We start from the raw sequence: 24,953 nt of genomic DNA on the forward strand, positions 1-24,953 counted from the left end.
CTGCCGCGTCTTCAGCGGCGGGGGCCTCTCCCCGGGATTTGATGACGGTGTCTAGTCGCACCAAATGTCGTCCCAGGAAGAGGCCCTGTATGAAGCATGACGGAGAAATCATGGAAATTCTTGCTGCCTATGATCTGACCGGATCGTTGCGCGCCACCGCGGAGCTCACGGGCTGCTCGCACCACACTGTAGCCAGGCACGTCGCCGCGCGGGACGCCGGCCGGCCAATTGCAGAACCGGCGCCCCGGCCCAGGGTCACGGACGCTTACCTGCCTAAGATCGAGGAATGGGTAGAGGCGTCCAAGGGCCGGATCCGCGCCGACAAGGCCCACGAAAAGCTGCTCGCCCTAGGCTATGAGGGGTCCGAGCGGTCTACGCGCCGGGCGATCGCGCAGGTCAAGGCCGCGTGGCGGCTCGGACACACCCGTGTGCACCGGCCGTGGATCACCGAGCCTGGGATGTGGCTGCAGTACGACTTCGGCGACGGGCCACGGATCGGCGGCGTAAAAACCATTCTGTTCGTTGCCTGGCTGGCGTTCTCAAGGTTCCGGATCGTGATCCCGTTGCGGGACCGGACCGCGCCGAGCGTGTTCGCAGCCCTCGACCGGTGCTTCCGGATCCTGGGCGGGGCACCAACGTATGTCCTGACCGATAACGAGAAAACCGTGACAACGGCCCATGTCGCAGGGGTTCCGGTGCGGAACCAGCAGACCCTGGACTTCGCCCGGCACTACGGGGTCACCGTGCTGACCTGCCAGCCCGCGGACCCTGCAACGAAAGGCGGAGTCGAAGCGTCGGTGAAACTGGCCAAAGCCGACCTCGTGCCCACCGACACGAACCTGAGGCCCGGTTACGCTTCCTTTGCCGAGCTGGAGGCCGCCTGCGAGGCGTTCATGGACGAGGTCAACAACCGCGAACACCGGGCCACCCGACGTAAACCCGCAATGGTTTTGGCGGAGGAAGCGGCCCGGCTGCACCGGATCCCGGAGACCGCGCACACGGTCGCGTTCGGGCTGGCCCGTATAGTCCCGGAGAACACCCCGATGGTCTCCTTCGAGAACGCCCAGTACTCGGTGCCGTCGCATTTGCTCGGCGCGAAGGTGTTCGTCCGCTCCCACGGCACCGGCCCTGACGAACAGGTCATCATCGTCCACCACGGCCCGACCGGCCCGGTCGAAGTCGCCCGCCACGGCCGGGCAAGGCCCGGCAGTCCCGCGGTCATCGAGGAGCACTTCCCAGGGACCAGTACCAGAACCCCGGGCGACTACGCCGTGAAGGCACGCACCGCCGGTGAAGCCGAGTTCCTGGCCATCGGCGCCGGCGCCAAGACCTGGCTCGTGGAAGCCGCGGCTGCAGGAACAGGCCGGATGAACATGAAAATGGCCGAGGCCGTGACCCTGGCCAAGATCGCCGGGACCGAGTCCGTGGACCGTGCCCTGGGAGACGCCGCGCTGCACGGCCGGTTCGCCCACGGCGACCTGCCCTCCATCCTGAACGCGAACATCCGCCGCACCACCACCCACGCCGCTAACGAAACCAGGTCCCTCACCCAAGGCACCAGCGCCTGGGCAGGCCTCGGCGCCGAGCCGTCCAGCGCCCCCGCAAAGGAGCAGAGCCGATGAGCCCGGTCACCACCACGAACACCACCGCCCCGGCCCTGCCGGCCGAACTGGAAGCGCTGATGCGGCAACTGAAGATGCCCCACGCCCGGGCACTGGCACCGGAGCTGATCGCGACCGCCCGCGCCCAGCGCTGGGAACCAACCGAGATCATCAAGGCACTGTTCACCGAAGAAGCCGCAGGCCGGGCCCGGTCCATGCTCGCCACCCGGCGCAAAGCAGCAGGCTTCCCGACCGGGAAGACCTTCGACGTCTGGGACCCCGCCGTCTCCTCCATCCCGGCGCCCACCCAGCAAGCCCTGCGCACCCTGGAATGGATCACCCGACGCGAGAACCTGGTCGTCTGCGGGCCCTCCGGCACCGGGAAAACGTTCTTCCTCGAAGCCCTCGGCCAGCAAGCCGTCGAAGCCGGGATGCGCGTTGCCTGGTTCAGACTCGAAGACCTCGGCGCCCTCATCCGCGCACACCGCACCGACGACAGCGTCACCAGGGCCGTGGCTAGAATCCTCCGCGCGGAACTCGTCGTGATCGATGACATCGGCCTTCTCCCGGTGGCCACCGACGCCGCCGAAGGACTCTACCGGTCGTGGACGCCGCCTACGAGAAACGCTCCGTCGCGATCAGCTCGAACCTGCACCCCGCCGGCTTCGATGAACTGATGCCCAAAACCCTCGCCACGGCAACCGTGGACCGGCTCCTGCACCACGCCCACGTCTGCCAAACCAGCGGCGACTCCATCCGACTCACTCAAGCCCTCGCCGGGAAAGGAGTCACCGAACTGAACTAACAAACCCTCGACGATGGCCAATCCCACCGAAAACCCTCAGTGGGCAGATCTGTTGGCCATCACCGGGCAGATTTACTGGCCACCAGCGGGCCGATTAACTGGCCGCCCGTGGGCAGAAACCAAAGGCCATTGACAACGGCCAGCGGCAGACGTCGCCCCGCCTGTGCAGAGCGACATAGCCCACGAAGACTGCGGGAAATGCAGGCCGTTGCATTCCCCGCAGTCCATGACCGAGGGTGGATCCCGAGCCAGGAGGAGTCGTGTCTGGCCCGGAAAATGTGGGGGGACTGTCCCAAGGGGTCTTGCAGTAATCTTGCGGTTAGTGGCTTCCTATCGGCAGTTGCCGCCTTGATTTCCGGTCACTCAGCTGTTTGGCCAGGATTCCCACATCGAGACCTGCTCAGAATCTTGGTACGCGGAGGCTGCGCGGAGCAGTATCTTCTGCAACGAAACTGCTTGCCAGAGCCGCCCACAGGGTTCGTGCGTCCGGATAGTTTCGTCTCCGCCCGGGAGCGCATTCTGTTGCATTCATCACCTCACGAGATGCCGCATTACTTCGCAGACCAACTGCCTGATTCCCCAAAGCCCGCAACCGGCGCGGAGGTGACAGCCATGGCCGAACGGCCATGAGACCGTTAGCGCTGACGTGACGTGGCCGACGCGTGTCAGCTGCTGTGATTCCTACATTGGAAGGCTTCTACTGTGGCTTCCACGATTTGTTGGTATCCCGTACACCGGCATATATTTCCGGAAATAGCTTCGCGAGCGGTTGTCTCATCGAGGGTAACGTCTTCGTCGTCGTAGAGAGGCTTAAGAGACATCAAGAAACCTGATGTGCAAAAACCGCACTGCAGGGCGTGGCACTTTGAGAAGGAACTTTGTAGCGGGTGAAGGTCGCCTTCCTGCTGTAGGCTTTCGACTGTTTCAATCCTGGCGTTGTTCGCCTGCACTGCCAGCACGGTGCAGGATCGAATGGGCTGACCATCCATCAGCACAGTGCAGGAACCGCAAACGCCGTGCTCGCAGCCTACCCGTGTCCCTCTGAGGTGCAGGTCTTCGCGTAGGAAATCTGCGAGGAGCCGACGAGGCTCGACGTCCGTTTCGTGGTTGACTCCGTTTACTTCAACCGTGAGGCGAAAGGCGTTCATCAGTATTCCATGCTTTCCTTTGTCGGTCTCGCGCGGTGCCGTGCTTGGGCGAGGGTTCGTTCGACGATTGTCCGAATAACTTGGGTGCGATAGGGAGCGCTCCCGTGCACTGTGGGCACGGGATCAAGCCCCTGTACCGCCACCCGGGCAGCTGTGGCAACGTCGGCGCTGGACAGGGTGCTGTCTATTAGGACTTTTTCCGCCTCTTGGCAGCGGATGGCGGTTGATCCTCCACCCAGGACAGTAATTCTCGCCCGCGAACATTTGCCGTGTTCGTCCAGGGTGACGATGGATGCCGCTCCTCCTATGGCGTAGTCGCCATGCCTCCGAGAGAACTCATCAAATGCAGCACCAGTGCCGGGAGGTAGCAGAGGTATGTTAACCTCCACAATGAGCTCGCCGGGAAGGATGCTCGAGACGAAATGTGAGACTAGCAGTTCCTTGATAGGAATCTTTCGCTCGCCTTGTAGAGACCGTGCGGTGACGGAGGCGTCAAGGGCTAGCAGGACTACGGGCAGCTCTGCCGCAGCATCAGCATGTGCAAGAGAGCCGCCAATCGTTCCTCGGGTACGAATTTGAGGGTGCGCGATCCACGCTGCCGCTTCCGACAAGATTGGAAGGTTTTGCGAAATGGTCTTGGAGGTCGTTAGCTTCGCATGACGGGTCAAGGCGCCAATCGCCATAGCATGGTCGGTCTTCTTTATGTTTGCCAAACCGGGCACCTGGTTGATGTCGACCAGAAGTGAGGGACGGGCCATCCGGAAATTCAGGAGCGGGACCAAACTTTGACCTCCGGCGATGACTTTCGCGTCATCGCCTCCCTCCGCGAGTAGGCGGAGCGCATCCTCAACCGAGTCGGCAACAACGTATTCGAAGGAAGGTGGCTTCACGGGCAATACCGCCGGCCGCGCTCATTGTTCATGCCACTACTTTGCCCCCTTGGTATGGCTTTGCGCTCTGCGTCATGGGACAAAACAGTGCCCGGACCTGCCTAGAACAGACAATTCCAAGCAGCGCTGATGCTGAGCGCCCTAACTCAGAGGATGTCTGTTTGGGCGATTGACTTCAGCAAACCATAAAGTCGTAGTGCGACAAGTAGTTCCACGTGGCGTTCGGCAACGCTGATGCCAAGCCGTTCTTCAATGGATCTGAGACGGTAGGCCACGGTGCGCTCATGAACCTGGAGTGCTGTCGCGGCCGCTACCGCATTGCAGCCGGCTGAGAAGTACGCCCGGAGGGTGTCACAGAGTATGTCTTTGCGGGGATCGGTGAGCAAAGGACCCAGCTGCTGCGCGACCAAATCACGCACCGCTTGCATATTTGTGGCGAAGACAGCTTCCAGAGCTACGTCGCTATAGTGCGTTATTCGCGCCCCCGTGAGACGGCCGACTTTGTAAGCTCTCCATGCGCGCTGGTGACTGTGCCGAAAGCCGGAGAAACCCTTGTCAAGGGATCCCAGGGCAAGATGTGCTCCATCGGGCAGGTCGCCTTCTGTCAATTGCGTTGCAGAGCTCAGTCCATCTGATACAGGCAACCAGCCCAGAAAAGCTCCGCCGGTGCTTTCCAGTATCAGTGGCGCATTGCTGTTAAGGATGGTGGCGGCAAGGGTGATCATCCCCTTCGGATCATTTCCCCAGGCCACCACTGATAGGTGGTTTCCTTCGAAGGGGTAGGCAGCGTTAGGTCGGGCCGTGCGCCTTCCTGAAATGAAGTCCCGCAACTCATTCCTCAGCCGGTGATCCTCAGACTTGTAGAAGAATCGATGCTGTTCGGAACGATACGCGTCGATGACGTTGGCAACGACCACGTCATGCCATCGGTGCTGTAACTGGGAGACCCACTTCTGGATCTCTAATTGCTGTGATGCATCTGGGACAAGAGTTGTTGTGAGGTCTAGGAGCACATCCCAGGTCGCAGATTGCAGCACTCTGTAGGTGTGGATGAGTTCGAGTAGATCCACACCGGCTTGGGCTGTTTCGCGCGCCTCAAGGGTGGCCTCCCGCAGGAAATTTTCGTCTGGTTCGTCTGACCCGGACAAGGCCCTGCTGATAGATAGCAGGGCGGCGGACAGCCGCTCAGACCGCCGCAGCGAAAGTGCCGGATCTAAGCCCACACCGGCCTGAACGTCATCATGGAGTCGGCGGACCATCGAGTCGGACAAGTGTTCGATATCTGATGTGACGGCGGCCGATATTGCCGATAGATGTTGTGTCTGGATCATGTTCCTATTTCATGCGCTGTGGTCTCGGCACAGACCAGGCCCCTTGATAGTCTCAGTGTATGACCATTGAGGAAGGACTGGACGAACTTTCCGTTGCAGTGAAGGCAAGGATTCCTGAAATCTACGACTGCATCCGGGCGAGACTGCAGTATACGTACGAAGACTATTCCGCCGCGACACGTAACTCGTCCCTCACGGAGGCAGAATCGGAAACCATCACAGCTTCCCTGCGTGATGTCCTCGAATACATCGGTCAAGGGCGGGTCGGGGCAACCAGGGCTTCCAATGAGACTCTCCGGGAGGTGAGGTTGGCGGCACGGGCCGGCGTGGACTTGCATCACCTGCTCCGGGGATCCAGGGCGGCTCAGGCCACTTTGTGGGAGTTTCTACTTGAGGAGGCGCACCGAATCATCACCGATCCCGTTCGAAGGTCCAAGGTCCTGAGGCATGCCAGTGCAAGCCATTTTGCCTGGAACGATAGAGTTTCTGCGTCCATCATCGAGACATACCAAATGGAGAGCACTGCATTCTCCAGGCAGAGTCAAAACCGGAGGAAGCTTTCGACGCTGAGGGCTCTCCTCGCTGGACTGCCAATAGATTCGACAGTTTTTTCCTATAACCTTTCAGGCCGGCATCTTGCTGCGGTTGTGTCCGGTGACGGTGTGGAGGCTGTGGCTCGGACCCTCGGCAGCGCATCTAGGATCCGTCCCCTTGTTATCACAGCCGAGGATGAGACCGGCTATATTTGGGCCGAGTGGTCGAGTCGATTGCCGTCACCACGGCAGGTTGTCCTGTCAAGTGACCTACCGAAGGACACGCGGATTTCGTTTGGGACTTTGAGCGAAGGCTTGGATGGGTTCGTAGTTACGCACAGACGAGCGCTGGAGGCCGACTCGGTCGCCCAAAAACTGGGCACCCAGGTCACCTGGTATGAAGATGTCATGCTTGAAGCGTTGGCTACGCGCGATCTCGCTGCCGTTACTTCATTTATTTCCGACGAATTGGGGGGCCTCGGGTTGCACCAAGACCCCCCAAGTAGGTTAGTCGAAACTCTCGAAGCATATTTTGCTTCGGGCCAGAACGCGGCAGCGGCAGCACAGCGTCTGGGAGTTCACAGCCGTACTATCGCTTACCGTCTAAAACTCATCGAAGGCAAAATAGGTTCACGTGGCTTGCTCCGAGATGAACTGCCCGTCGCCATCAGGCTCTCGCGGATGGTCGAGGCTATGAAGCTGGAGCTCGGCGGGTTGGAGGATTCTCCCGGTCTCCCGCAACCCGCCCTCTGAGTGAACCCCTTTGAGGAGTCGCTGCCAGCCAGCGGCTTCTACTCCACCAAGAACCAGATTTCCTTGAATGGCTCGTGAAACTCCCAAGTAGACGTGTGTCCCTTCGGAAGGAATACCAGGTCGCCGGCGGTTACAGGGACCGGCTCCTGGGATGCAAGAGTTAGCGTTGCGGAGCCTTCGACAACGTAAATGATCTCGTTATCGGTGAGTTCATAAGTTGTTGTGCACGGCTGCGAAGTGAAGATACCCGTGCCGAATTGTGGAGAGGAAGTGCGTTCAAAGAGCGTGAACCCGTGCCCGTTCGGGCTTCCCTCATGGACGACTACACCGTCCGGCTGCCAGGATTCAAGCGGGGCGGTGCCCGTGCTGACTTTCCTGATCTTATCCATTGTGCGGCCATCCCTTCATAGCCGGGGGAGGTGTCTTTCCCGTCACTAGAACATCTTGGAGCCAGTCTGCCATGTCAAGCCTGGGCCTGATTCCCAGATTGTGGCAGCAGTGATCGCCGTCCTTTTCAACTACCAGGGTCAGGTGTTCTGCCGGGACCAGTTCGAGGACAGTGTCCACGAAGGACAGTGGAACTTCGTCGTGCACGCCGTGCAGAATGTATGTAGGGCATGCGATGTTTGGTAGGACGTCCCGGGTCTCCAGAGCAGCATGGACGTGCTGCCTTGCTTCCTCCAGAGTGTCAACTTTGGAGACGTACTTCCAGCTTTCCTTTGTCAAGGGAGTCTCAAGGTCCCAGTAGTCCAGGTCGGAGAATCCGCCCCAGGAAATGCACGCCGCCAGACGCGGTTCACATGCGGCCGACTTGAGCGCATAGTTACCGCCCAGGCTTCGGCCCAAAACTCCGATAGCTTCGTTCCGGATTGCTTCAAGTCCGATGAGTAGATCCACTACCGCTGACGTGTACTTTTCGTAGTCACCGGCAATCCGCTTGTGTTCAAACATTTCGCCCTGCCCAGGCCCGTCAAACGTGGCAGTAGCCATGCCCCGATCGAGCACCAGGTTTTCCATCTGGAAACTTTCCTCTTTGGTGCTCTCCAGGCCACCGAGCATGATGACCGCGGGGTGTGGTCCCTGGCCTTCCGGAATTCGCACGTAAACAGGCATCGGAATGCCGTCAACCACCAGTTCGTGTCGCTGTGCGGGCGGGGACAAGAGTGGGGCTGCTTTCTGGTATAGTTCAACTTTTCGAGATTGGCCCTTCTGTCGGCGCTCATCGAACCAAAGGAACTGGGCGTACTGGGCGCACAGCGCCGCTGACATCAGGAGCTCACCGGCGGACAGGTCGTGGCCCAGGGCCACTTTACTTTCCGCTTCCTGCTCGTACTCATTTGCGAGATTCATCCAGTAGTCAAACCAGGTAATCTCCTTAGGCCTATCGCGGGCACCCACCATGTCCGAGTAGGAAACGCCGTCGAGGATAAGGCGTCCCCAGTTCAGCATTTCATCTTCAGGTTTCACTTGCGAAGTTACAGTCATACTGCCGTCTCCCTAAATTCAGACTTCCGTGACCCCGCACAAGGGGTCTGCGGAATGATCTTGCTATGGAAGCGGCGCGAGGGCGCCTACTAACTGCGGATACTTAGGCGGTGTTTTTGTCAATGCCTGAACATCCGGGCTTCCCGGCCCGGTGACATACTGAGCCCATGATGGCAAAGGCTAAAACGCTCATCCCTGATACCGGCACGGCCGACGCGGACAAGGGCAACAGACAGGCATGGATAGGCCAGGAGGTTCTGCGGCGGGAGGACCGCCGGCTCCTCACTGGATCAGCAACATTTGCTGGCGATCTGGGAGTGCCCGGGCAATTGCATATGCGCATTGTCCGTTCGACACAGGCCCATGCGCGGATCGTGTCCATAGACGTCACTGAAGCCGCAAAGACTCCGGGCGTACGAATGGTTGTCACGTCTGAGCACACGCGGCATTTGGGTTCCATCCTCTTGGAAGAGCTGGGATACCACGAGATTTACGAAAATATTGAGGACTTTAGCCACCCCGTTCTGGCAGTAGACAAGGTGCAGTATGTGGGGCAGCCGGTGGTTGCCGTACTTGCCGTTGATCCCTATCTTGCCGAAGACGCGGCCGAACTGGTCTCTATCGAGTACGAGCCGCTCCCGGTCCTCCTGGATCCGGAAGAAGCGTTGACCGGTGAGATTGAGCTTTTTCCGGGGCGTGGCAATGAAGGTGCACGCATTAAAAAGGCCTACGGCGACATTGACCGGGCCTTTGCCGAGGCCGAGCACATCATCCGCCACAAGTACGTTACGAACCGCCATTCCGGTGTACCTATGGAGCCGCGGGCCGTAGTGGTGCAGCCCGACCCGGCAAGGGACACGTTATTCATCTGGGGCACAGTGCATGTGCATGACAACCGCAGGATCATCGCCAAGATGTTGAATCTTCCCGAGGTCAATGTCCGGATGAAACACGTAGAAATCGGCGGCAGTTTCGGGGTGAAGGGCGGAGTCTTCCCGGAAAACGTCGTTGCAGCATGGGCAGCCCGCACATTGGGAGTCCCGATCAAATGGACTGAGGACCGCGCCGAGCACATGACATCCACGTCCCATGCTCGGGAAATGGTGCATAAGCTGGAACTCGCGCTCGATGCTGAGGGCAAAATTCTGGGCATGAAGGACGAAATTTTCCACAACCATGGAGCCTATTTCAGGCAAGCCGAGCCACTAGTCAGCGACATTACCGCCGGCATTGTGTTCGGCCCCTACCGGGTTCCGGCCTACGATGCTACCCTGCACGCCGTCTTCACCAACAAAACACCTGTCGGCGCTTATCGCGCACCTGGACGATATGAATCCACTTTTGCTCGTGAGCGGATCTTCGATCTGGCATGTGAAGAAATCGGTCTCAGTAAGGCGGAGTTCCGGCGGCGAAACCTTCTTACCACGGAAGACCTCCCGTGGACGCCTGGTCTCGATATCGTCCACGAGCCTTACCACTTCGACTCGGGAGATGTAGTAAAGCACTTCGGCGAAGCGCTGGAGGCGGCAAACTTTTCGGAGTGGATTGAAGAATCCAAACGACTGCGGGCGCAGGGCCGGAAAGTTGGCGTAGGCCTCGGCGTGCTTATGGACAAGGCAGGGCTGGGGCTTTTCGAAACAGGTGGTGTCGAAGTCAGCCGCGCAGGCCGCGTTACGGTCAAGACCGGAGGTTCTTCGGTCGGACAGGGAATCGAGACAGTTCTGGCCCAGATTGTCGCCGAAGAACTACAGATCGCTCCCGAAAACATTGACATCGTCCATAGCGACACAGAGCTCATTCCGGACGGCGTCGGCTCCTGGTCCAGCCGTTCAACTGTTCTCGCTGGGGGTGCTGCCCGCAAGGCGGCGCTTGCAGTGGTGGATAAAGCCAGGCGTCTGGCAGCTGAGATGCTCGAGGTTGATCCGGAAGACCTCGAATTGGCGGCAGGCAGTTTCAAGGTCAAGGGCACTGATCAGCAAATTACGCTGTACGAGATTGCGGCGGCGAGGGACCCTTTCACGGCTAGGGCGGACAATGATGAGCCGGGCCTCGCGGCGGACGCGGTCTACGTGAACAACGCCATGAACTACCCGTACGGGGTGACGCTGGTGCAAATCGAACTAGATCCTGGCACGGGCGGCCATAAGATACTTCGCTTCTCGACCTCCACGGAAGCAGGGCGTGTAATTAACCCGCTGACCACAAGGGGTCAGATCATTGGTGCCGCTGTGCAAGGCATTGGAGGCGCCCTTTACGAGGAGTTCCTCTACGAAGAGGACGGACAGCCAATTACGACTTCGTTTATGGACTACCTGTTGCCGGGCGCGCAGGAGATGCCGAACGTCGACTGTTTCGTAACTGAAGATGCCAAGTCGCCAGACAATCCCTTTGGCGCCAAGGGCCTTGGCGAAATTGGCATCATTGCCGCCGGCGCGGCAATCGCTTCCGCGGTAGATGATGCCATTGCCGATGGCATCCACACGGACCGGCTGCCAGTCACTCCCGAGCAGATCTTCACCCGCTGTCAAGGTTTGAACAAAGCACAACTGTAACTTGTGGCATCCGCCAGTGGGACAACTTCGCTGCTCTTACGAAACTGAACATACAACCCGGCGGGTAATCCAAGACACACATGAGAGGTCAACTGATGACTAAAGTTCGACACGTATTTGCATGGCGCGTAGCCGAAGGAAGCAACCAGGAGGAGATTGTTGAAATTCTCAACACCCTTCCGCCGCGTCTGGGTTTCATTCAAGGCTGGGAGATCGGCACTCATTCGGGCGACCCTGGCGATAACGGTGCGCCGTGGGATGGTGTCCTGATTTCTGATTTTGCAAGCTGGGCTGATCTGGACAAGTACTCCACCGATCCCTTTCACCTTGAGGTAGTTGCGACACTTATGCCGATGTTCGCGGACAGGGCTGTAGTGGACTACGAAGTTGAGGCGTTCTGATGAGCCAGACTGCTGACGTGAAGGTAGGGATTAGCCCTTGGGGCCCCGACGACGAGAGGGGAGCATTAAACCTCCTCGACGAGTCTGTTCGGGCAGACGTTCTTCAGCGGGCGGACCCCTCGCGGGTTTATGACCTCAGCGTTGACTATTTCGTAGGGATGCCCAGCTTTCAGGGAGCTGGCGATCCCAGCTACCAAATCTTCATGAGCCACACCCCTCAGGGCACGGTGGTGGATAACCTCAACGGTGTCGGCGAGGCTGTCAACAGGCACGTGTGCTACTCCGGAGATGTTGTATTCATGTATACCCACACCGGGACTCACATCGATTCGCTGAACCACTTCGGCGTCGACGGACAGATCTATAACGGGTACAAACCGGAAGAGAATTTGGGCAGTCGGACCTGGACCAAGGGTGGAGCGGAGACGATTCCCCCAATCATCACCCGCGGCGTGTTGCTGGATATTGCTGGCCTAAAGAACGTAGAGTGCCTGCCTGATTCCTACGCCATCACCACTGCAGATATTGAAGAGGCACTGGAAAAAGCGGGCCTCGTATTGCAGAGAGGGGATGTTCCCTTGGTTCGTACCGGACGTATGCGTCATTGGCCGGATGGAACTAAGACTCTTGGAAACCCTCCGGGACTGAGCTTGGATGCTGCCCGCTGGCTTACAAGCCAAAACATTTCTGCAATTGGTGCTGACCAGGAATGCGTGGAGGTAGGCCCGTCGGAGCATGAAGACAACTGGCTTCCCGGGCATACCCACTTCCTTGCGGAAGCAGGTGTGCCCATGGTGGAACTGTTGAACCTGGAGGAACTGGCAGCGGATGGAGTAAAGGAATTTTGCCTGATCGCTGCTCCTATCCGTCTTCGGGGAGCGAGCGGCGCCCCAATGCGTCCGCTCGCCATGGCATTAAGGAAGGACGCATGAGCCCGACAACCGAACGTATTGCGGTAGTTGGAGGTTCGATATCTGGGCTAACGGCAGCGCTGATGCTTCGAGATGCGGGCGTTGAGGTCGATGTCTATGAACGGTCGCCCCAGCCCCTCTCGGGCTTCGGCACTGGCATTGTCGTCCAGCCGGAGCTTGTTCGTTACTTGCTGGAGCAGGGTGTCGAGCTGGACTCGATCAGTGTTCCGTCGTCATCCATGGAATATGTCGACGCACTGACTGGAGAAAGCTTCGGGTCCGTTCCTGCAGACTGGCGCTTCACTAGCTACGACTCGATATACGGAGCGCTTTACGAACTGTTTGGGCCGGAGCGTTACCACACCAGTAAGTGCCTCGTCGGTCTCAACCAGGATTCCGACGCCGTACAGTTGCGCTTTTCAGACGGTACCCAGGCCGAGGCGAACTGGTTGATCGCCGCTGACGGCGGAGCATCAGTAGTTCGCAAACGCCTGCTGGGCATTGAACCGAAGTACGCAGGATACGTCACCTGGCGAGGGGTGCTCCAGCCGGGCGAAGTTTCCGACGATGTGTGGAACTACTTTAACGACAAGTTCACGTATGGGCTTCTGAATGATGGTCACCTCATCGCTTACCCCATTCCGGGCCGGGAAAACTCAGAGTCGCCGCGTTTGAATTTTCAGTGGTATTGGAACGTCCCTGAAGGAGCTGACCTCGACGAACTCATGACGGACGTTCGCGGCATCAGGCTCCCAACGTCTGTCCACAACAACTCACTGAATCCGCACAATCTGCGTCAGTTCCATAGCAAGGGTGAGCGTCTCTTCGCGCCTTTCAGGGACCTCGTACTCAAAGCTTCATCCCCATTTGTGACTGTTGTTGCAGATGCCACTGTCGAGCGCATGGTTCATGGCCGTGTTCTGTTGATTGGAGACGCGGCGGTGACCCCAAGGCCTCACGCTGCTGCGGGTGGAGCTAAAGCCTGTGACGACGCACGTACTCTTGCAGAAGTCTTTACGGAGAACGACAATCTGCAGGAATCCCTGCAGAGGTGGGAAACCAGGCAACTGCAGCAGGGGAACGCCTATCTCCAGAAAGTGAAAAGAATGGCGTCCCGTCTACAGCACGGGGGTAGCTTTGAGCCTGGAAACCCCGACTTCGCATTTGGGCTCCCCGCAGTGGATGAACCATCCGTAGTCAAGAACTTTTAAGGAAAACCGATCATGGAGATGACTAACACTTTCACCGTGCCTGTCCCGCCGGACGAGGCGTGGCCCGTCCTGCTGGACCTGCAGCGAATCGCGCCTATGCTTCCCGGCGCTTCCATCACCAGCGTTGACGGTGATGAGTACGAGGGCAAGGCGAAGATCAAGGTCGGCCCGATTACGGCCGAGTATGTTGGCGTTGCCCGTTTCATTGAGGTCGATGAAAAGGGACGGCGCGCAGTAATCCAAGCTCGTGCCAAGGATGCTCGTGGGCAAGGGAACATGTCCGCGACCATCACCGCACGGCTTGAGCCTGAGGCCAATGGCGCAACCGTCATTGTTCAGACGGAGCTGGACATGACTGGAAAAATCGCTCAGTTCGGGCGAGGTGTGATCAACGAGGCGGCTACGGCCATCCTTGGAGTCTTCGCTCAAAGGTTGGCTGTGGAGATGACTTCAGGAAGCGAGTCCCGGAGCGAAGCATCGACAGAGCTCTCAAAAGCTGACGGAGCCGCAGGAAGGGAACTAAAGCAGCCTGGTCAGGCGGAACCCGAAGAAGCTCTGGACCTCATTAAGCTGGCGAAGGAAACCCGCGCCGCTAAAAAGGGCACTGGCACTCAGGTCGAGGTTCCCGAAGTAGGAAAATGGCTCCCTGCAATTATTTCTGTCGTTGCTGCACTGATTGCAGTCTTCTCGGCAGGTGTTGCGGCCGGAAGCAACCGAAAGTCCTGAATCGATGAATGTTCGTGGATTGGTCCCAAATAGCGGGCAGCTTGACGTCTCAGCTGTTCAGGTGAGCTTTGATTCGACAGAGCTCCTCGAGGACAGGATTTCGCGTACGCAGGACTTGATTTCTGGCATCGACAAAGCGGACCTGATCGTTCTGCCTGAACTCTGGCTTCATGGCGGGTTCTCCTACGACAGCTGGCGAACGAACGCGATCTCGCTGCACAGTGAGGTGTTCACCTTCTTGTCCAAAATGGCCAGGGAAAAAAAGGCCTGGCTGCATGCCGGCTCTTTCATGGTGACGGAGCAAAGCAGTGCCGCTTCTGACATGTGGAATACATCGGTTCTTTTTGACCCTGCAGGATCCATCCGTGCCACCTATAAAAAGATCCATCGATTTGGATTTTCCGACGGAGAGCCAAAGCTGATAGCAGCGGGAGACGAGCCCGTGATCGTGGAGCTGCAGACGGAACGCGCGACGGCCATCACTGGGCTTAGCACATGCTACGATCTTCGTTTTCCTGAGCTGTATCGGCATATCGCAGCGGAGGGTGCGGCGCTAAATGTGGTACCGGCCTGCTGGCCACTTTCGCGAGTTCAGCACTGGCAGACCCTGGGGCGCGCGCGGGCAATCGAGAATCAGACCTTTGTCGTCCAGTGCAACATGACAGGATCTGACCAGAAGGTGGAGTTGGGTGGTCACAGTCAGATCGTGGACGGCAACGGAAATATCTTGGCGCAGGCAGAGAAAGAGGAAACCGTTCTCAAGGCGCGTCTCGATTTCGATTCGTTGAACGATCTGCGCACTTCTTTCCCGGTGCTTAACGACCGGCGGGCAGATATCTGGGTTGCTAAGGGTAAGACTATGGTCGTGAGCAACCTGCAGGAATAGCAAGGGGGCCACTTCGAGCGGTCCGGCTTCGGGGTGTTCTGCCTTGTCGATAGGGCGGGGCATCCCGGAACCGGCTGTTCTTACGTTTGAGTACGACGGTGGACCCTCGTCGACTGCTTGTATGCAGTGTCTGCATAAATTCACATCGCCATAAGCCGCACTCCACGACCTCTAAAACCGACTAGCAAGGCGAAACAATGAGTAACGACAATGTGACCAAACCGGAAAGCCCCGGTGAGATGGCGGCGCGGCTTAAGGCAGTCAACTACTTGGCTGACGAGGGTCTCTCCACCACCGTCTTTCTATCTGTTGCCATGAATAAGCCGTTGCTTGTTGAAGGTGCTCCCGGCACGGGCAAAACCTCCTTGGCTGAAGCTTTAGCTAAGATGCTGGGGATCCCGTTGATCCGACTGCAGTGTTACGAGGGCATCGAATCGACCCAGGCGCTCTACGACTGGGATTTTTCACGTCAGATTCTGTACTTGCGATCACTGGAAGCAGCAAATTCGGCAACGAGTGCGGAGGAACTAGAGCAGTCCCTATACACCGAACGGTTCCTGCTGCCACGACCAATTCTTCGGGCCCTGCAGGGGGGGCCGGCCGTTCTTCTCATCGACGAAGTTGACCGGGCGGACGACGAATTTGAAGCCTTCCTCCTGGAAGTGCTCGCGTCAAACCAAATATCCATACCCGAGTTGGGCACTATCACCGCTACTGTTCCACCCATCGTAATCCTGACCTCCAACCGGACTCGCGAGTTACACGAGGCTCTGAAACGGCGATGCTACTTCCATTGGATCGACCATCCAGAGCCGGCCCGCGAACTGGAAATTATCAGGACCCGGCTGCCCGGCATGGACGAGAAGCTGGCGCAGCAGGTGGTCGACGTGGTTCAGTCCTTGCGCAACGAGGGACGCTTGAGGCGTTCCCCTGGGGTAGCCGAGGCGCTCGACTGGGCCCAGGCTTTGAACCGCCTTGGCGGGCAGGACATCGACGCCGACAGTGCAGGCTTAACTATTGGCGCCCTCTGCAAAGACCAAGACGACAGGGAGCTGATCCTGAGCACCTTGAGAACCATCTTTCCTACCTAACGTGAATGGTGTTGGCGATGCACTCACAAGTAGGGTTGAAAATTTTCTATGGCTTCGTAGGAGCGCTTAGACATGAGGGGATGACCGTAGGGGCAGAACAGGTCGGCCTTTACCTTGAGGCCCTAAACGTTCTGGATCTCCAGCGTCGCAACGAGGTTTTTTGGGCCGGACGCGCTACGTTGTGTAAGAGCAGGTCGGACTTTGAGACTTACGACCGGGCGTTCCGCTTGTGGTTTTCATCCGAGCCTCCGGTACCTGTGCCCCTTTCGGAGAGACAGGAAGCAAGCCTGCCCGACGCAGCAGGCGGCGACAGCCCTCAGCCGGAACTTGAGCAACAGATTGCACTGGCTAGCAGGGATGAATCCCTGCAACACAGAGATGTGGCCCTCATGTCGGCGGAGGAAAAGAGGTACCTTGTAGAGGCCTTTGCTGCTCTGCCTATTAAAGCACCGCTAAGAAGGGCTCGTTACAAGCGGACCCATCGCCACAAGCGCATTGATCCGGCACACACTGTCCGAGACCACCTAAAAAGAGGCGGCGAACCAGGCCAACTGCAGTATCGCTTCCGAACGAAAAAGCCCCGCCGAGTTGTCTTGATTGTGGATGTTTCGGGATCCATGGAAGCCTACGCTGATAGTTTTCTTCGCTTCGGTAATCGGCTTTTAGCCACCAACGCCGACACCACAGAAGTATTTTCCATTGGCACACGCCTGACCAGGGTGACGGCGGCGTTGCAGCACCCGGATCCGGAAGTGGCGCTGTTGGACGCAGGATTCGCTGTGCCGGATTGGTCTGGAGGCACCCGGCTGGGCGAAGCCCTAGAGGCCTTCATCGCCCTCTGGGGACAACACGCAATGCTCAGAGGGTCTGTAGTTGTGATCGCAAGTGATGGCTGGGAACGTGGGGATACCAGAGATCTTGCGCATCAGGTATCCCGTCTCCATCGCCTGGCCCATCGTGTTATCTGGTCCAACCCCCACCGGGGAAAATCTGGATATGAACCTATACAAAGCGGCATTAAGGCCGTTCTCCCGCACATCGATGCCCTGGTCGCGGGCCACACCATGGCTGCTTTCAGGGACCTAGCAGATCGGATAGCAAATGCGTGACGTTATTGAAGCAGTGGCAGAGTGGACGAGGCGCGGAGAAACCTTCGCCCTCGCCACCGTCGTCAGCACGTCTAAATCTGCCCCGCGGCCGGCGGGCGCTGCGATGGCTGTAAGCACCGCTGGGGAAGCCGTCGGCTCAGTTTCCGGGGGCTGCGTTGAAGGAGCTGTTTACCAAATCGCGCAGGATGTCATCGAAGACGGTACCCCTGTTCTGCAACGCTTTGGTTATAGCGACGATGACGCTGTAGCGGTTGGACTAACCTGCGGCGGAATAATCGACGTCTTCGTTGAACGAGTCACCAAGGAAAGTTACCCAGAAATCAGGACGATCGTCCAGGACGTCCAGAACGGTAACCCTGTTGCCACAGCGACCGTCGTCGAACATGACCAGCCTGAAATACTGGGAAAGCGGCTGGCGGTTTGGCCGACCCACGCTGTAGGCAGCCTTGGCAGCAATATGCTGGACCATGCAGTGGCTGACGATGCAAGGGGCCTGCTGGCTTCCGGCGAATCCAAGGTGCTCACCTACGGTCCCCGAGGAGAACGCATGGAAACGGGCGCGAAGGTCTTTGTTTCTTCCTATCAGCCGAAGCCCAGAATGATCATTTTTGGAGCCATCGATTTTGCCGCCGCAGTCGCGCGGGCCGGGTCAATGGTCGGATTTCATGTGACCGTCTGCGATGCCCGCCCAGTATTTGCGACCGCCGCCCGTTTTCCTGGAGCTGACGAGGTGATCGTAGCGTGGCCTCACGTTTACCTTCAGGAACAAGTTTCGGCGGGAAAGGTGGACAACCGAACGGTCATTTGTGTTCTCACCCATGATCACAAGTTCGACGTCCCTGTCCTGGATATCGCTTTGCGGCTGGAAGAAGAATACAGGCCCTCCTACATAGGTGCCATGGGTTCTCGAAAGACACATGAGGACCGACTCAACCGCCTCTTGGAGGCTGGAGTAATGGAGAAGCAGATTGCCGAGCTTCATAGTCCGATCGGACTTGATCTCGGCGGTCGGACACCGGAGGAAACAGCAGTGTCAGTTGTGGCAGAAATAATTGCGAAACGGTGGCAAGGGACTGGCCGCCCTCTGCGCGATTCGGCTGGCGCTGTGCACTCGGACCCGGCCTAGCCATGCCGCACCTAAAAGAGTCGGCTACGCAACCTTTTGAAGACACCCGACAGTGGCAGGCGTTGGTGGCAACCAAGGCCGTGGTGGTTTCAAAGTCAGCGGAAGACCGCACACCCAGCAGACTTGACGAAGGCCAGCTACTTGATTTGGAAATGCTAGGGGAGGGCGACCGGATCCAGGTAATTGAAGATTACACGTCACGCTACTCCGGCGTCGTGGAAACGAGTGCTCCTTCCCTTGGGATTATCTGGATCCGCTTAGAAGGGCTGGGGGAGAGAAAGCTAATCCTTTGCACTGACTATAGGCTGCGTCAGAATCGCACCAGGCAATGGGACCTGACAGTTTTTTCATGCGGCGCATAGGAACCCCCCGCAGGAGGACAGGGATTTGGCGCGGGTAACGGGCTTATTGCTGGCAGCCGGCGCCGGAACACGTCTTGGGCGTGGTCCTAAGGCACTCCTGCCGTACCGCGGCCGCACTCTGGTTGAGGCAGCCGCTCACACGCTGCGTGCCGGCGGATGTCAGGAGGTTGTGGTTGTTCTTGGAGCGGATGCACAAGCGGTTAGCGCCGAAGCAGACCTTGAACCGTATCGGGTGGTGGTGAACTCCCACTGGTCCTCAGGTATGGGAAGTTCCTACCTTGCCGGTGATGCCGAAGCACATCCAAATAACCACCTCCTCGTAGCTCTGGTAGATCAGCCAGGGCTTACCGTCGCCATTGTTCATCGGTTACTCCTCTCCCATCGGCCGAGGCGCATTACTTCGGCTGCGTATCGCGCCATGGAAAACGATGGAGTGCTCCGTAGGGGTCACCCCATGGTGATCGATGCGCAACTCAGGTCAGCGGTGGCTAGCACTGTTAGCGGGGATGCGGGGGCTCGGGTTTTCTTGCAGCGGAAACCGTGGCTCGTAGACCTTGTCGATTGCAGTGATGAATCCACTGGCGAGGACATCGACACCATAGAGCAGATGAATCGCCTGTTGTAGGTCAAGGTGCTGCAACCCATGTTCGGTAGGTACTTTGGCGTTGGGAGAGCACGCCTGAGTCGGTGAAGTAAGGAAGTTCTTGCGTGGCATTACTACCGCTTGACTATGTCAACCTTTTTTGGCCCCAGCGTGACGGTTATTCCTGGCCCCACTGAGGAAACTGTAGTTGCCTGGTCCCGCGGGTGCCCTACGGTCAGGGGTCCTTCATGTACCAAAGGTCCGCTTCGGAATCAATCCGCTGACCGATCGACAATCGGACGCAGGAAGGCCCGTTTGGGTGTGGGGTATGCCGGACGGACGCCTATTTCACCAGGCGTTCAAAAGTTGAGGACCTGGATGGCGCTGGAGCCATCGCTATAGGTCACGTGAACGGGTACGCCTTGATCAGTGGCGTTCTGCAGCTCGTTTCCAGGTAGCCAAAAAGCGAATTGGCCTTTGGCTACGGTTGCGATCACTTCTTCCTTGTCGGCTTTGGTGTATGAGAGGCCTCTGACATCAGTTCCGACGCGACCTGACGCGATCGAGATGGGGTTGTCCGCGATTGTTCCGGTTCCGAGTTGAGTAGCAGCGATGCCTCGGGCTGGGAGGTCGGTGACATTAGTTGGTTTGCCGATGGAACCGATCATCCCTTTGCGGAACCAGGCTGCTGTGGCGTCGGTGGTGCATGTTGCTTCAAAGCCATCAGTTCCGCTGAGGACGACCGTGACCCAGGCGCCACGCCGCTCGGCGATGGCTACCTCCGCTGCGGAAAGTTCGGCTGAGTACATGCCTCCACCTACATCTTGTTTCGAGTGACGGCAGTCTGAGACAGCGTTGTCACGTTCTGAGCCAATAAGTGTCCCGGGTGCTGCCGTCCACGTCGCGAAGGCCGGGTCACCGCCTGAGAGCGCCGGCATGATGACAAATCCGGCTGTGACTGCAGCAGCCAGGCCTGCAAGAGTAAGCGCGCGTCGGCGGCGGTGGGTCTTGGGTTTATTCAGCTCTTGACTAAATTGCATGGTGCTGTTGGAGGAAACGACTGGTTGAGAGCTGAGTATGCGGTTCAGGTCCGCTTCCGCCCGAGTAGGATCCGGCGGTGAGCTTTGTTCTGCTACGTCCATGGAACGCAGGAGCGTGTCGATTCGCTGGTCATTATTTTTCATAGCGTTGCTGCCTTTTCAGGTGATGCCGCCGGAGTCTCGGAAGCATGATGAGGGAGGTGGTCAAGGAGGAGCCGCAAGGCTCGTCTGGCGCGGGTCAATCGCAGACGGAAAGCCACTGGTGAGATTCCCAGGACTTTGGCTGCCTGTGGGGCGGCAAGGTTCTCAAACACGGCGAGTCCCAGGGCTTCCTGATGAACTTCCGAAAGAAGCTGCCACGCGCGGCTCAGATCGATACGATCGCCAACTAAATCGGCATGAGAACCGCTGAAGAAGTCAGTTGTTGTTTCAGCCAGCCGAACACCTAGCGCTTGACGTCTTTGTTCTCCACGGTGAGCATTCAGGAGGAGATTCCGCGTGATTCCGAAAAGCCACGCTCGGGCATCACTTTCATCCGCTGGTGCATCAGAGAAGCGTTTCCAGACGACGAGAAACGCCTCCGCGACCACGTCTTCCGCACTTGCCGGTTCCGCACGCCGCTGAACGAACCGCAAAAGGTCGGTGTATGAGGATTCGTATAGCGACCGGAAAGCGTCCGCCCTATCAGGGGCCCTCGAAAAATAGCTCATACCCTGTACCTGTCCGCCACCTACTTAAGTGTGTCGCCCGATGATGAATCAATTTTGGCAGCCCTCATCAGTCGAGATCGCAGGCTGGCTGCCGTTACAGCTCCGGCAACAAATAACAGGACTGCTTTAGACACAGCTAGATCGGCGCGGGCGCCGCAGTAGAGGATCCCTCGGGGGGCACTTGTACTCTAGGCTGGCCACCAAGAGAGCGGAGGCACCGGCAACCGGGCAGCCGGCATGGGTCCAGCGATTTAGCTCGCTGTTTGTTGGTTGAGGGTGTGGGCGAGGCGGTAGGAGTCGGTTCCGGTTTCGATGATGGTTCCGTTGAAGGTCAGCCGGTCCACGATGGCGGCGCAGAGACGTGGATCGGTGAAGGTTTTGGTCCAGCCGGAAAATGATTCGTTGGAGGCGATCGCAATGGAATTTTTCTCCTCTCGCTCGGTGAGGACCTGGAAGAGGAGTTCGGCGCCTCGGCGGTCCAGTTCCATGTAACCCAGCTCGTCGATGCAGAGCAGGTCCACCCGGCCGTACCGGGCGATGGTCTTGGCCAGGACCTTCTCGTCGGCGGCTTCGACGAGTTCGTTCACGAGCCGGGTGGCGAGGGTGTATTTGACTCGGTAGCCGTTCTCAGCGGCGGCGGTGCCGAGTCCGATGAGCAGGTGGGATTTGCCGGTCCCAGAGTCCCCGATCAGGCAGAGGGGTTGTCCTTTGCGGATCCATTCCCCGGTGGCCAGAGTATGGATGGTGGCAGGGTTGATGTTCGGGTTTGCATCGAAGTCAAAGTCCCCGAGCCACTTGTCCCGGGGAAAGTTCGCGGCTTTCACGCGCCGGATCGAGGAGCGCCGGTCCCGGTCGTCGCACTCGGCCAGCAGCAATTCGGCCAGGAATCCTTGGTAGGACAGTTGTTCCTTCCCCGCGACGGCGAGGGCTTCATCGAGGACCCCGCGGATGGTGGGCAGGCGTAGCCGACGGCAGGCCTGGTCCACGGCGGCGACCGCTGCCTGCTCAGTCAGGCCGCGCCGCCGGCGCAAGGTCGGGGTGATGGTGGTCGTCGGTGCGGTGGGGCTCATGAGATGTTCTCCTTCGACGCGGTTCCTGCAGGGTGTTCGGAACGTTTGGCCAGCAGCTCGTCATAGGCACGGACTGAAGGCAGTGGCCGGCTATCATGCGGCAGCCCGGCAATGACCGCGGCGGGGTCCATGAGCCGGCGTTGGGTAAGACTGACAACCCGTTGCACTTTCTCTTCAGCATGAACACCGGGATGACGGCCGGAGCTGGCCCCACCCGGCAAAGATGCCGTGGCATGTCTGCGGGCTTCGACCGCGACGACGTCGGCGCTGACCGCGCCAACTGCCAGCGCCGCACTGATCCCTGCATGAATGTCTTCGGCATCCATGGACCGGTGAAGGAGCAGGACGTCGATGAGTTCACGAGTCCCATCGGCGTCGCCGTTGACGCGGCGGGAGGCGGCCCAGAAGGCTTCGTGGGCGGACGTGAACGTCCCGGATTCCCGCGCCCTCGCCAAAGCAGTGGAACCGGGGAGAGCTCCGGGTTTGGTTTTGAGGACCTCGAGATAGTGGTCCAGCTGGACCGATTGTCCGGACCGGGCGGCGACCCGCTGATGCCTGGCGACCACTGTGCGGCCATCAAACACCACCACCTCGGACGCCCGCAGCGAGACCCGGACCCTCCGGCCGATGAACCGGGCCGGGACGGAATACTTCACCATCCGGACCGTGACCATCGAGGATCTATCGACCCTCGGGCTTAGTACCAGACCCGGATCGAATTCCTCCGTCGGCAACGGGGCCAGGAACGGCCGTTCAATCTCGAAGTCCTGGCCTATGGTGCGGATCCTGTCATTGATCCGCCGGTCCTCGTCATGGGCTTCCCAGGCCCGTATACGGTCGTTGAGCTCGTCCAGGGAGTCAGCGACCGGCATCGGTGAAAGCCGGTTGCGGCGGAACCAGCCCACCTCTCCTTCAACCCCGCCCTTTTCGTGGGCCCCTGCGATGCCAGACTGGCAATAGAAGGGATCGAAGCCGTAGAACGAACGGAACAACACCCACCGGTCATTCTCCCGGCGCTGCCGGCCCTGCCCGAACACTACCGCGGTGACAGCACTGGTGAGATTGTCGTAGCGGATGTGTTTGGTGGGGATGCCGCCCAGAACGTTGAAGGCTTCGATGTGCCCTTCGAGAAAGGCTTCTTGGGCCTGGGTCGGGTAGATCCGGTGGATGGCCCTGCCCGAATGGGATAACCGGAAGATGAACATGTGGCACTTCGTCTTCACGCCGTTCAGCACGACATAGACCTCGCCGAAGTCCACCTCGGCTTCTGCGCCGGGTGCGTGTTCCTGAGGAACAAACACCTCAACACGGCGGCCGGCCTCCACGTCAATCTGGGCCCGGCGGACCCTGACGTAATCACGCACCGTGGAGTACGAGAGCTCCTGCGCACCGTGCTCTTCGATGAGCCGGGCCAGGATCCTTCGTGCGGTATGGCGCTGCTTCCGCGGAGCCGTCGTGTCCTCGATCAGCATCGCGTCGATCGCGCCCTTGAACGGCTCCAGCCTCCAGGAGACACCTTGTCTCTGTTTGCGCTCCGGAGGGGCAGCTGAATCCAGTGCCTGCCTCACGGTTCTTCTGTGAACTCCGTGCCGGGCGGCCAACGCACGAACCGACAGGCCTTCAACCCGGGCGTCCCTTCGGATCCGCGCGAACAACTCCACTCTCGACTCCATCCAGACCAGCCTTCCGCCGCATCCATCCACTGATGAAATCCAACGTTGAAGGTGGGGCCACGAATAACCGTCACAGGTGCCCGGCGAGTCATGAAGTGGGGCCAGATATGACCGTCCTACCGGGGCCATCCAAACCTGTCACAGCCAACCGCTGTTGGATTGGTTGCTTGTGGCCCTATTTGGCCGTAGAGAGACTTGGTCTGGGCCAGCTTCGAGCGATGACCAATGGAGCTGGCTGGGATTGATGACCGGCCTACCGGCTGCTGCTAGCGGGCTTTGCCAGTCAAATACAAAGGGTCGAAGAGCTGCTGCCGAAACGGAAAGGGCGCCAGTGGAGATTACTTGTGCCCACGGGGGACTCGAATACCCTCGACAGGATGCATCGCAGTGAGAGCGCCCGCCTCTGCTCCAGCCGTGAAGTATTTTCGGTCCTGACCGGTCAAAGGAGCAAGTTAGTTGTGGCGAGGTGCCGATATCGGAATTGACAGGTCCTGGATAACCTTCTCTGAACATAGCAGCCGCGGGCCCTTGCCGCTTCTAGCTAGAAGCAAGTCCCGCGAAACGAATCATGTGCCTCCTCAGCCTGCAGGTGAAAGGCTATCATCTTCGACGCCAAGGGCGTCCGCAGCGTCCGCGACATCCACCCCGGTAAGTGCTGATCATTCTCCGGCGGCGCCTGCAGTTTGGACAAATCGAGGACCAGCGAAAAACGACGCGACCTAACTGCAGTCCCTCGCTTCGCAACTTCATTTGCACACGTGTCAAACGGGATGTACCTCTGGCTAGAGGGCGCATGTATAGTATCGGCGGCGTTGCGCGGGCGTGTTGAATACCGTTACGCACAGCACAGCCCCTTGCCTGCCCTTCCCCGACACATCAATCGGTCTCCGGAATGTTGCAAAATCTGCACGGATGCTCTTCGCAACCAGAACCGGCAGGCTCAAGTGAAAGGTAAG

Annotated in this window: 21 protein-coding genes and 1 pseudogene; 13 read left to right on the forward strand and 9 right to left on the reverse strand. The window is 58.9% G+C overall.

What is annotated here, in order from left to right; genetic code table 11:
* Positions 1-89: 89 nt before the first annotated feature.
* Entirely contained in the window at positions 90-1,622 is a 1,533-nt protein-coding gene (gene istA / locus BACI349Y_RS02005) for an IS21 family transposase (RefSeq protein WP_223993174.1), read from the forward strand.
* 74 nt (positions 1,623-1,696) lie between these two features.
* Positions 1,697-2,406 (forward strand): annotated as a pseudogene (locus tag BACI349Y_RS02010) (ATP-binding protein).
* 665 nt (positions 2,407-3,071) lie between these two features.
* Here the strand turns inward: BACI349Y_RS02010 and kdhB are convergent.
* From kdhB to BACI349Y_RS02025, 3 genes are all read right to left on the reverse strand, one after another.
* Entirely contained in the window at positions 3,072-3,554 is a 483-nt protein-coding gene (gene kdhB / locus BACI349Y_RS02015) for a 6-hydroxypseudooxynicotine dehydrogenase complex subunit beta (RefSeq protein ID WP_159629993.1), read from the reverse strand.
* Positions 3,554-4,444: a 6-hydroxypseudooxynicotine dehydrogenase complex subunit alpha gene (gene kdhA, locus BACI349Y_RS02020; RefSeq protein ID WP_159629995.1), complete on the reverse strand. Its 891-nt coding sequence runs from the start codon at positions 4,442-4,444 to the stop codon at positions 3,554-3,556. The genes kdhB and kdhA overlap by 1 nt, the downstream gene beginning before the upstream one ends.
* Before the next feature lie 146 nt (positions 4,445-4,590).
* Positions 4,591-5,775 (reverse strand): PucR family transcriptional regulator, encoded by a 1,185-nt coding sequence (locus tag BACI349Y_RS02025; protein ID WP_159629997.1) that lies wholly within the window; start codon positions 5,773-5,775, stop codon positions 4,591-4,593.
* A gap of 59 nt (positions 5,776-5,834) precedes the next feature.
* Between BACI349Y_RS02025 and BACI349Y_RS02030 the strand changes: the two genes are divergently transcribed.
* Positions 5,835-7,061, forward strand: a complete 1,227-nt coding sequence (locus BACI349Y_RS02030; RefSeq protein WP_159629999.1) for a PucR family transcriptional regulator — start codon at positions 5,835-5,837, stop codon at positions 7,059-7,061.
* Positions 7,062-7,099: 38 nt separating this feature from the next.
* Here BACI349Y_RS02030 and BACI349Y_RS02035 read toward each other — a convergent pair whose 3' ends face one another.
* Entirely contained in the window at positions 7,100-7,450 is a 351-nt protein-coding gene (locus BACI349Y_RS02035; RefSeq protein WP_159630001.1) for a cupin domain-containing protein, read from the reverse strand.
* The gene (locus BACI349Y_RS02040) at positions 7,443-8,546 is read right to left on the reverse strand and encodes a 2,6-dihydropseudooxynicotine hydrolase (RefSeq protein WP_159630003.1); all 1,104 of its coding nucleotides are present in this window, start codon (positions 8,544-8,546) and stop codon (positions 7,443-7,445) included. The genes BACI349Y_RS02035 and BACI349Y_RS02040 overlap by 8 nt, the downstream gene beginning before the upstream one ends.
* 167 nt (positions 8,547-8,713) lie before the next feature.
* Here BACI349Y_RS02040 and kdhC point away from each other — a divergent pair, with 167 nt between their 5' ends.
* The 10 genes from kdhC to nboR all read left to right on the forward strand — a co-directional run bounded on the left by kdhC (position 8,714) and on the right by nboR (position 19,546).
* Positions 8,714-11,098, forward strand: coding sequence for a 6-hydroxypseudooxynicotine dehydrogenase complex subunit gamma (gene kdhC / locus BACI349Y_RS02045; RefSeq protein WP_159630005.1), 2,385 nt, complete (start codon positions 8,714-8,716; stop codon positions 11,096-11,098).
* A gap of 95 nt (positions 11,099-11,193) precedes the next feature.
* On the forward strand, positions 11,194-11,499 hold the full coding sequence (locus BACI349Y_RS02050; RefSeq protein WP_159630007.1) for a Dabb family protein: 306 nt from the start codon (positions 11,194-11,196) through the stop codon (positions 11,497-11,499).
* Positions 11,499-12,431 (forward strand): cyclase family protein, encoded by a 933-nt coding sequence (locus tag BACI349Y_RS02055; protein WP_159630009.1) that lies wholly within the window; start codon positions 11,499-11,501, stop codon positions 12,429-12,431. Before BACI349Y_RS02050 ends, BACI349Y_RS02055 begins: the two co-directional genes overlap by 1 nt.
* Positions 12,428-13,621 carry an FAD binding domain-containing protein gene (locus BACI349Y_RS02060; RefSeq protein WP_159630011.1) on the forward strand — a complete coding sequence of 398 codons (1,194 nt, stop codon included), beginning with the start codon at positions 12,428-12,430 and terminating at the stop codon, positions 13,619-13,621. Before BACI349Y_RS02055 ends, BACI349Y_RS02060 begins: the two co-directional genes overlap by 4 nt.
* Before the next feature lie 12 nt (positions 13,622-13,633).
* Positions 13,634-14,347 carry an SRPBCC family protein gene (locus BACI349Y_RS02065; RefSeq protein WP_159630013.1) on the forward strand — a complete coding sequence of 238 codons (714 nt, stop codon included), beginning with the start codon at positions 13,634-13,636 and terminating at the stop codon, positions 14,345-14,347.
* Positions 14,348-14,408: 61 nt separating this feature from the next.
* On the forward strand, positions 14,409-15,233 hold the full coding sequence (locus BACI349Y_RS02070) for a carbon-nitrogen family hydrolase (protein WP_236560688.1): 825 nt from the start codon (positions 14,409-14,411) through the stop codon (positions 15,231-15,233).
* A 197-nt stretch (positions 15,234-15,430) separates the two neighbouring features.
* A complete protein-coding gene (locus BACI349Y_RS02075; protein ID WP_159630015.1) occupies positions 15,431-16,324 on the forward strand; it encodes an AAA family ATPase in 894 nt (297 codons plus the stop codon).
* An 80-nt stretch (positions 16,325-16,404) separates the two neighbouring features.
* Positions 16,405-17,433: a vWA domain-containing protein gene (locus tag BACI349Y_RS02080; RefSeq protein ID WP_159630017.1), complete on the forward strand. Its 1,029-nt coding sequence runs from the start codon at positions 16,405-16,407 to the stop codon at positions 17,431-17,433.
* Entirely contained in the window at positions 17,426-18,559 is a 1,134-nt protein-coding gene (locus tag BACI349Y_RS02085; RefSeq protein ID WP_159630019.1) for an XdhC family protein, read from the forward strand. Before BACI349Y_RS02080 ends, BACI349Y_RS02085 begins: the two co-directional genes overlap by 8 nt.
* 387 nt (positions 18,560-18,946) lie before the next feature.
* On the forward strand, positions 18,947-19,546 hold the full coding sequence (nboR, locus tag BACI349Y_RS02090; protein ID WP_159630021.1) for a nicotine blue oxidoreductase: 600 nt from the start codon (positions 18,947-18,949) through the stop codon (positions 19,544-19,546).
* 317 nt (positions 19,547-19,863) lie between these two features.
* On the opposite strand, the gene BACI349Y_RS02095 is transcribed toward nboR, so the two are convergent.
* The 4 genes from BACI349Y_RS02095 to istA (BACI349Y_RS02110) all read right to left on the reverse strand — a co-directional run bounded on the left by BACI349Y_RS02095 (position 19,864) and on the right by istA (BACI349Y_RS02110) (position 23,997).
* Positions 19,864-20,688 (reverse strand): hypothetical protein, encoded by an 825-nt coding sequence (locus tag BACI349Y_RS02095; protein ID WP_159630023.1) that lies wholly within the window; start codon positions 20,686-20,688, stop codon positions 19,864-19,866.
* A complete protein-coding gene (locus BACI349Y_RS02100) occupies positions 20,685-21,254 on the reverse strand; it encodes an RNA polymerase sigma factor (RefSeq protein ID WP_159630025.1) in 570 nt (189 codons plus the stop codon). Before BACI349Y_RS02100 ends, BACI349Y_RS02095 begins: the two co-directional genes overlap by 4 nt.
* A gap of 251 nt (positions 21,255-21,505) precedes the next feature.
* Entirely contained in the window at positions 21,506-22,324 is an 819-nt protein-coding gene (istB, locus tag BACI349Y_RS02105; RefSeq protein ID WP_159630027.1) for an IS21-like element helper ATPase IstB, read from the reverse strand.
* The gene (istA, locus tag BACI349Y_RS02110; RefSeq protein ID WP_159630029.1) at positions 22,321-23,997 is read right to left on the reverse strand and encodes an IS21 family transposase; all 1,677 of its coding nucleotides are present in this window, start codon (positions 23,995-23,997) and stop codon (positions 22,321-22,323) included. Before istA (BACI349Y_RS02110) ends, istB begins: the two co-directional genes overlap by 4 nt.
* Positions 23,998-24,953 lie beyond the last annotated feature (956 nt).

This window comes from Arthrobacter sp. 8AJ, from assembly GCF_902506025.1.
Taxonomy (GTDB): domain Bacteria; phylum Actinomycetota; class Actinomycetes; order Actinomycetales; family Micrococcaceae; genus Arthrobacter.

Excerpts from the sequence above, each read along its gene's own strand:
- istA (WP_223993174.1), top strand. The coding sequence starts at position 90 with ATGAAGCATGACGGAGAAATCATGGAAATTCTTGCTGCCTATGATCTG.
- kdhB (WP_159629993.1), bottom strand. The coding sequence starts at position 3,554 with ATGAACGCCTTTCGCCTCACGGTTGAAGTAAACGGAGTCAACCACGAA.
- BACI349Y_RS02025 (WP_159629997.1), bottom strand. The coding sequence starts at position 5,775 with ATGATCCAGACACAACATCTATCGGCAATATCGGCCGCCGTCACATCA.
- BACI349Y_RS02030 (WP_159629999.1), top strand. The coding sequence starts at position 5,835 with ATGACCATTGAGGAAGGACTGGACGAACTTTCCGTTGCAGTGAAGGCA.
- BACI349Y_RS02035 (WP_159630001.1), bottom strand. The coding sequence starts at position 7,450 with ATGGATAAGATCAGGAAAGTCAGCACGGGCACCGCCCCGCTTGAATCC.
- BACI349Y_RS02040 (WP_159630003.1), bottom strand. The coding sequence starts at position 8,546 with ATGACTGTAACTTCGCAAGTGAAACCTGAAGATGAAATGCTGAACTGG.
- kdhC (WP_159630005.1), top strand. The coding sequence starts at position 8,714 with ATGATGGCAAAGGCTAAAACGCTCATCCCTGATACCGGCACGGCCGAC.
- BACI349Y_RS02050 (WP_159630007.1), top strand. The coding sequence starts at position 11,194 with ATGACTAAAGTTCGACACGTATTTGCATGGCGCGTAGCCGAAGGAAGC.
- BACI349Y_RS02055 (WP_159630009.1), top strand. The coding sequence starts at position 11,499 with ATGAGCCAGACTGCTGACGTGAAGGTAGGGATTAGCCCTTGGGGCCCC.
- BACI349Y_RS02060 (WP_159630011.1), top strand. The coding sequence starts at position 12,428 with ATGAGCCCGACAACCGAACGTATTGCGGTAGTTGGAGGTTCGATATCT.
- BACI349Y_RS02065 (WP_159630013.1), top strand. The coding sequence starts at position 13,634 with ATGGAGATGACTAACACTTTCACCGTGCCTGTCCCGCCGGACGAGGCG.
- BACI349Y_RS02075 (WP_159630015.1), top strand. The coding sequence starts at position 15,431 with ATGAGTAACGACAATGTGACCAAACCGGAAAGCCCCGGTGAGATGGCG.
- BACI349Y_RS02080 (WP_159630017.1), top strand. The coding sequence starts at position 16,405 with ATGACCGTAGGGGCAGAACAGGTCGGCCTTTACCTTGAGGCCCTAAAC.
- BACI349Y_RS02085 (WP_159630019.1), top strand. The coding sequence starts at position 17,426 with ATGCGTGACGTTATTGAAGCAGTGGCAGAGTGGACGAGGCGCGGAGAA.
- BACI349Y_RS02095 (WP_159630023.1), bottom strand. The coding sequence starts at position 20,688 with ATGAAAAATAATGACCAGCGAATCGACACGCTCCTGCGTTCCATGGAC.
- BACI349Y_RS02100 (WP_159630025.1), bottom strand. The coding sequence starts at position 21,254 with ATGAGCTATTTTTCGAGGGCCCCTGATAGGGCGGACGCTTTCCGGTCG.
- istB (WP_159630027.1), bottom strand. The coding sequence starts at position 22,324 with ATGAGCCCCACCGCACCGACGACCACCATCACCCCGACCTTGCGCCGG.
- istA (WP_159630029.1), bottom strand. The coding sequence starts at position 23,997 with ATGGAGTCGAGAGTGGAGTTGTTCGCGCGGATCCGAAGGGACGCCCGG.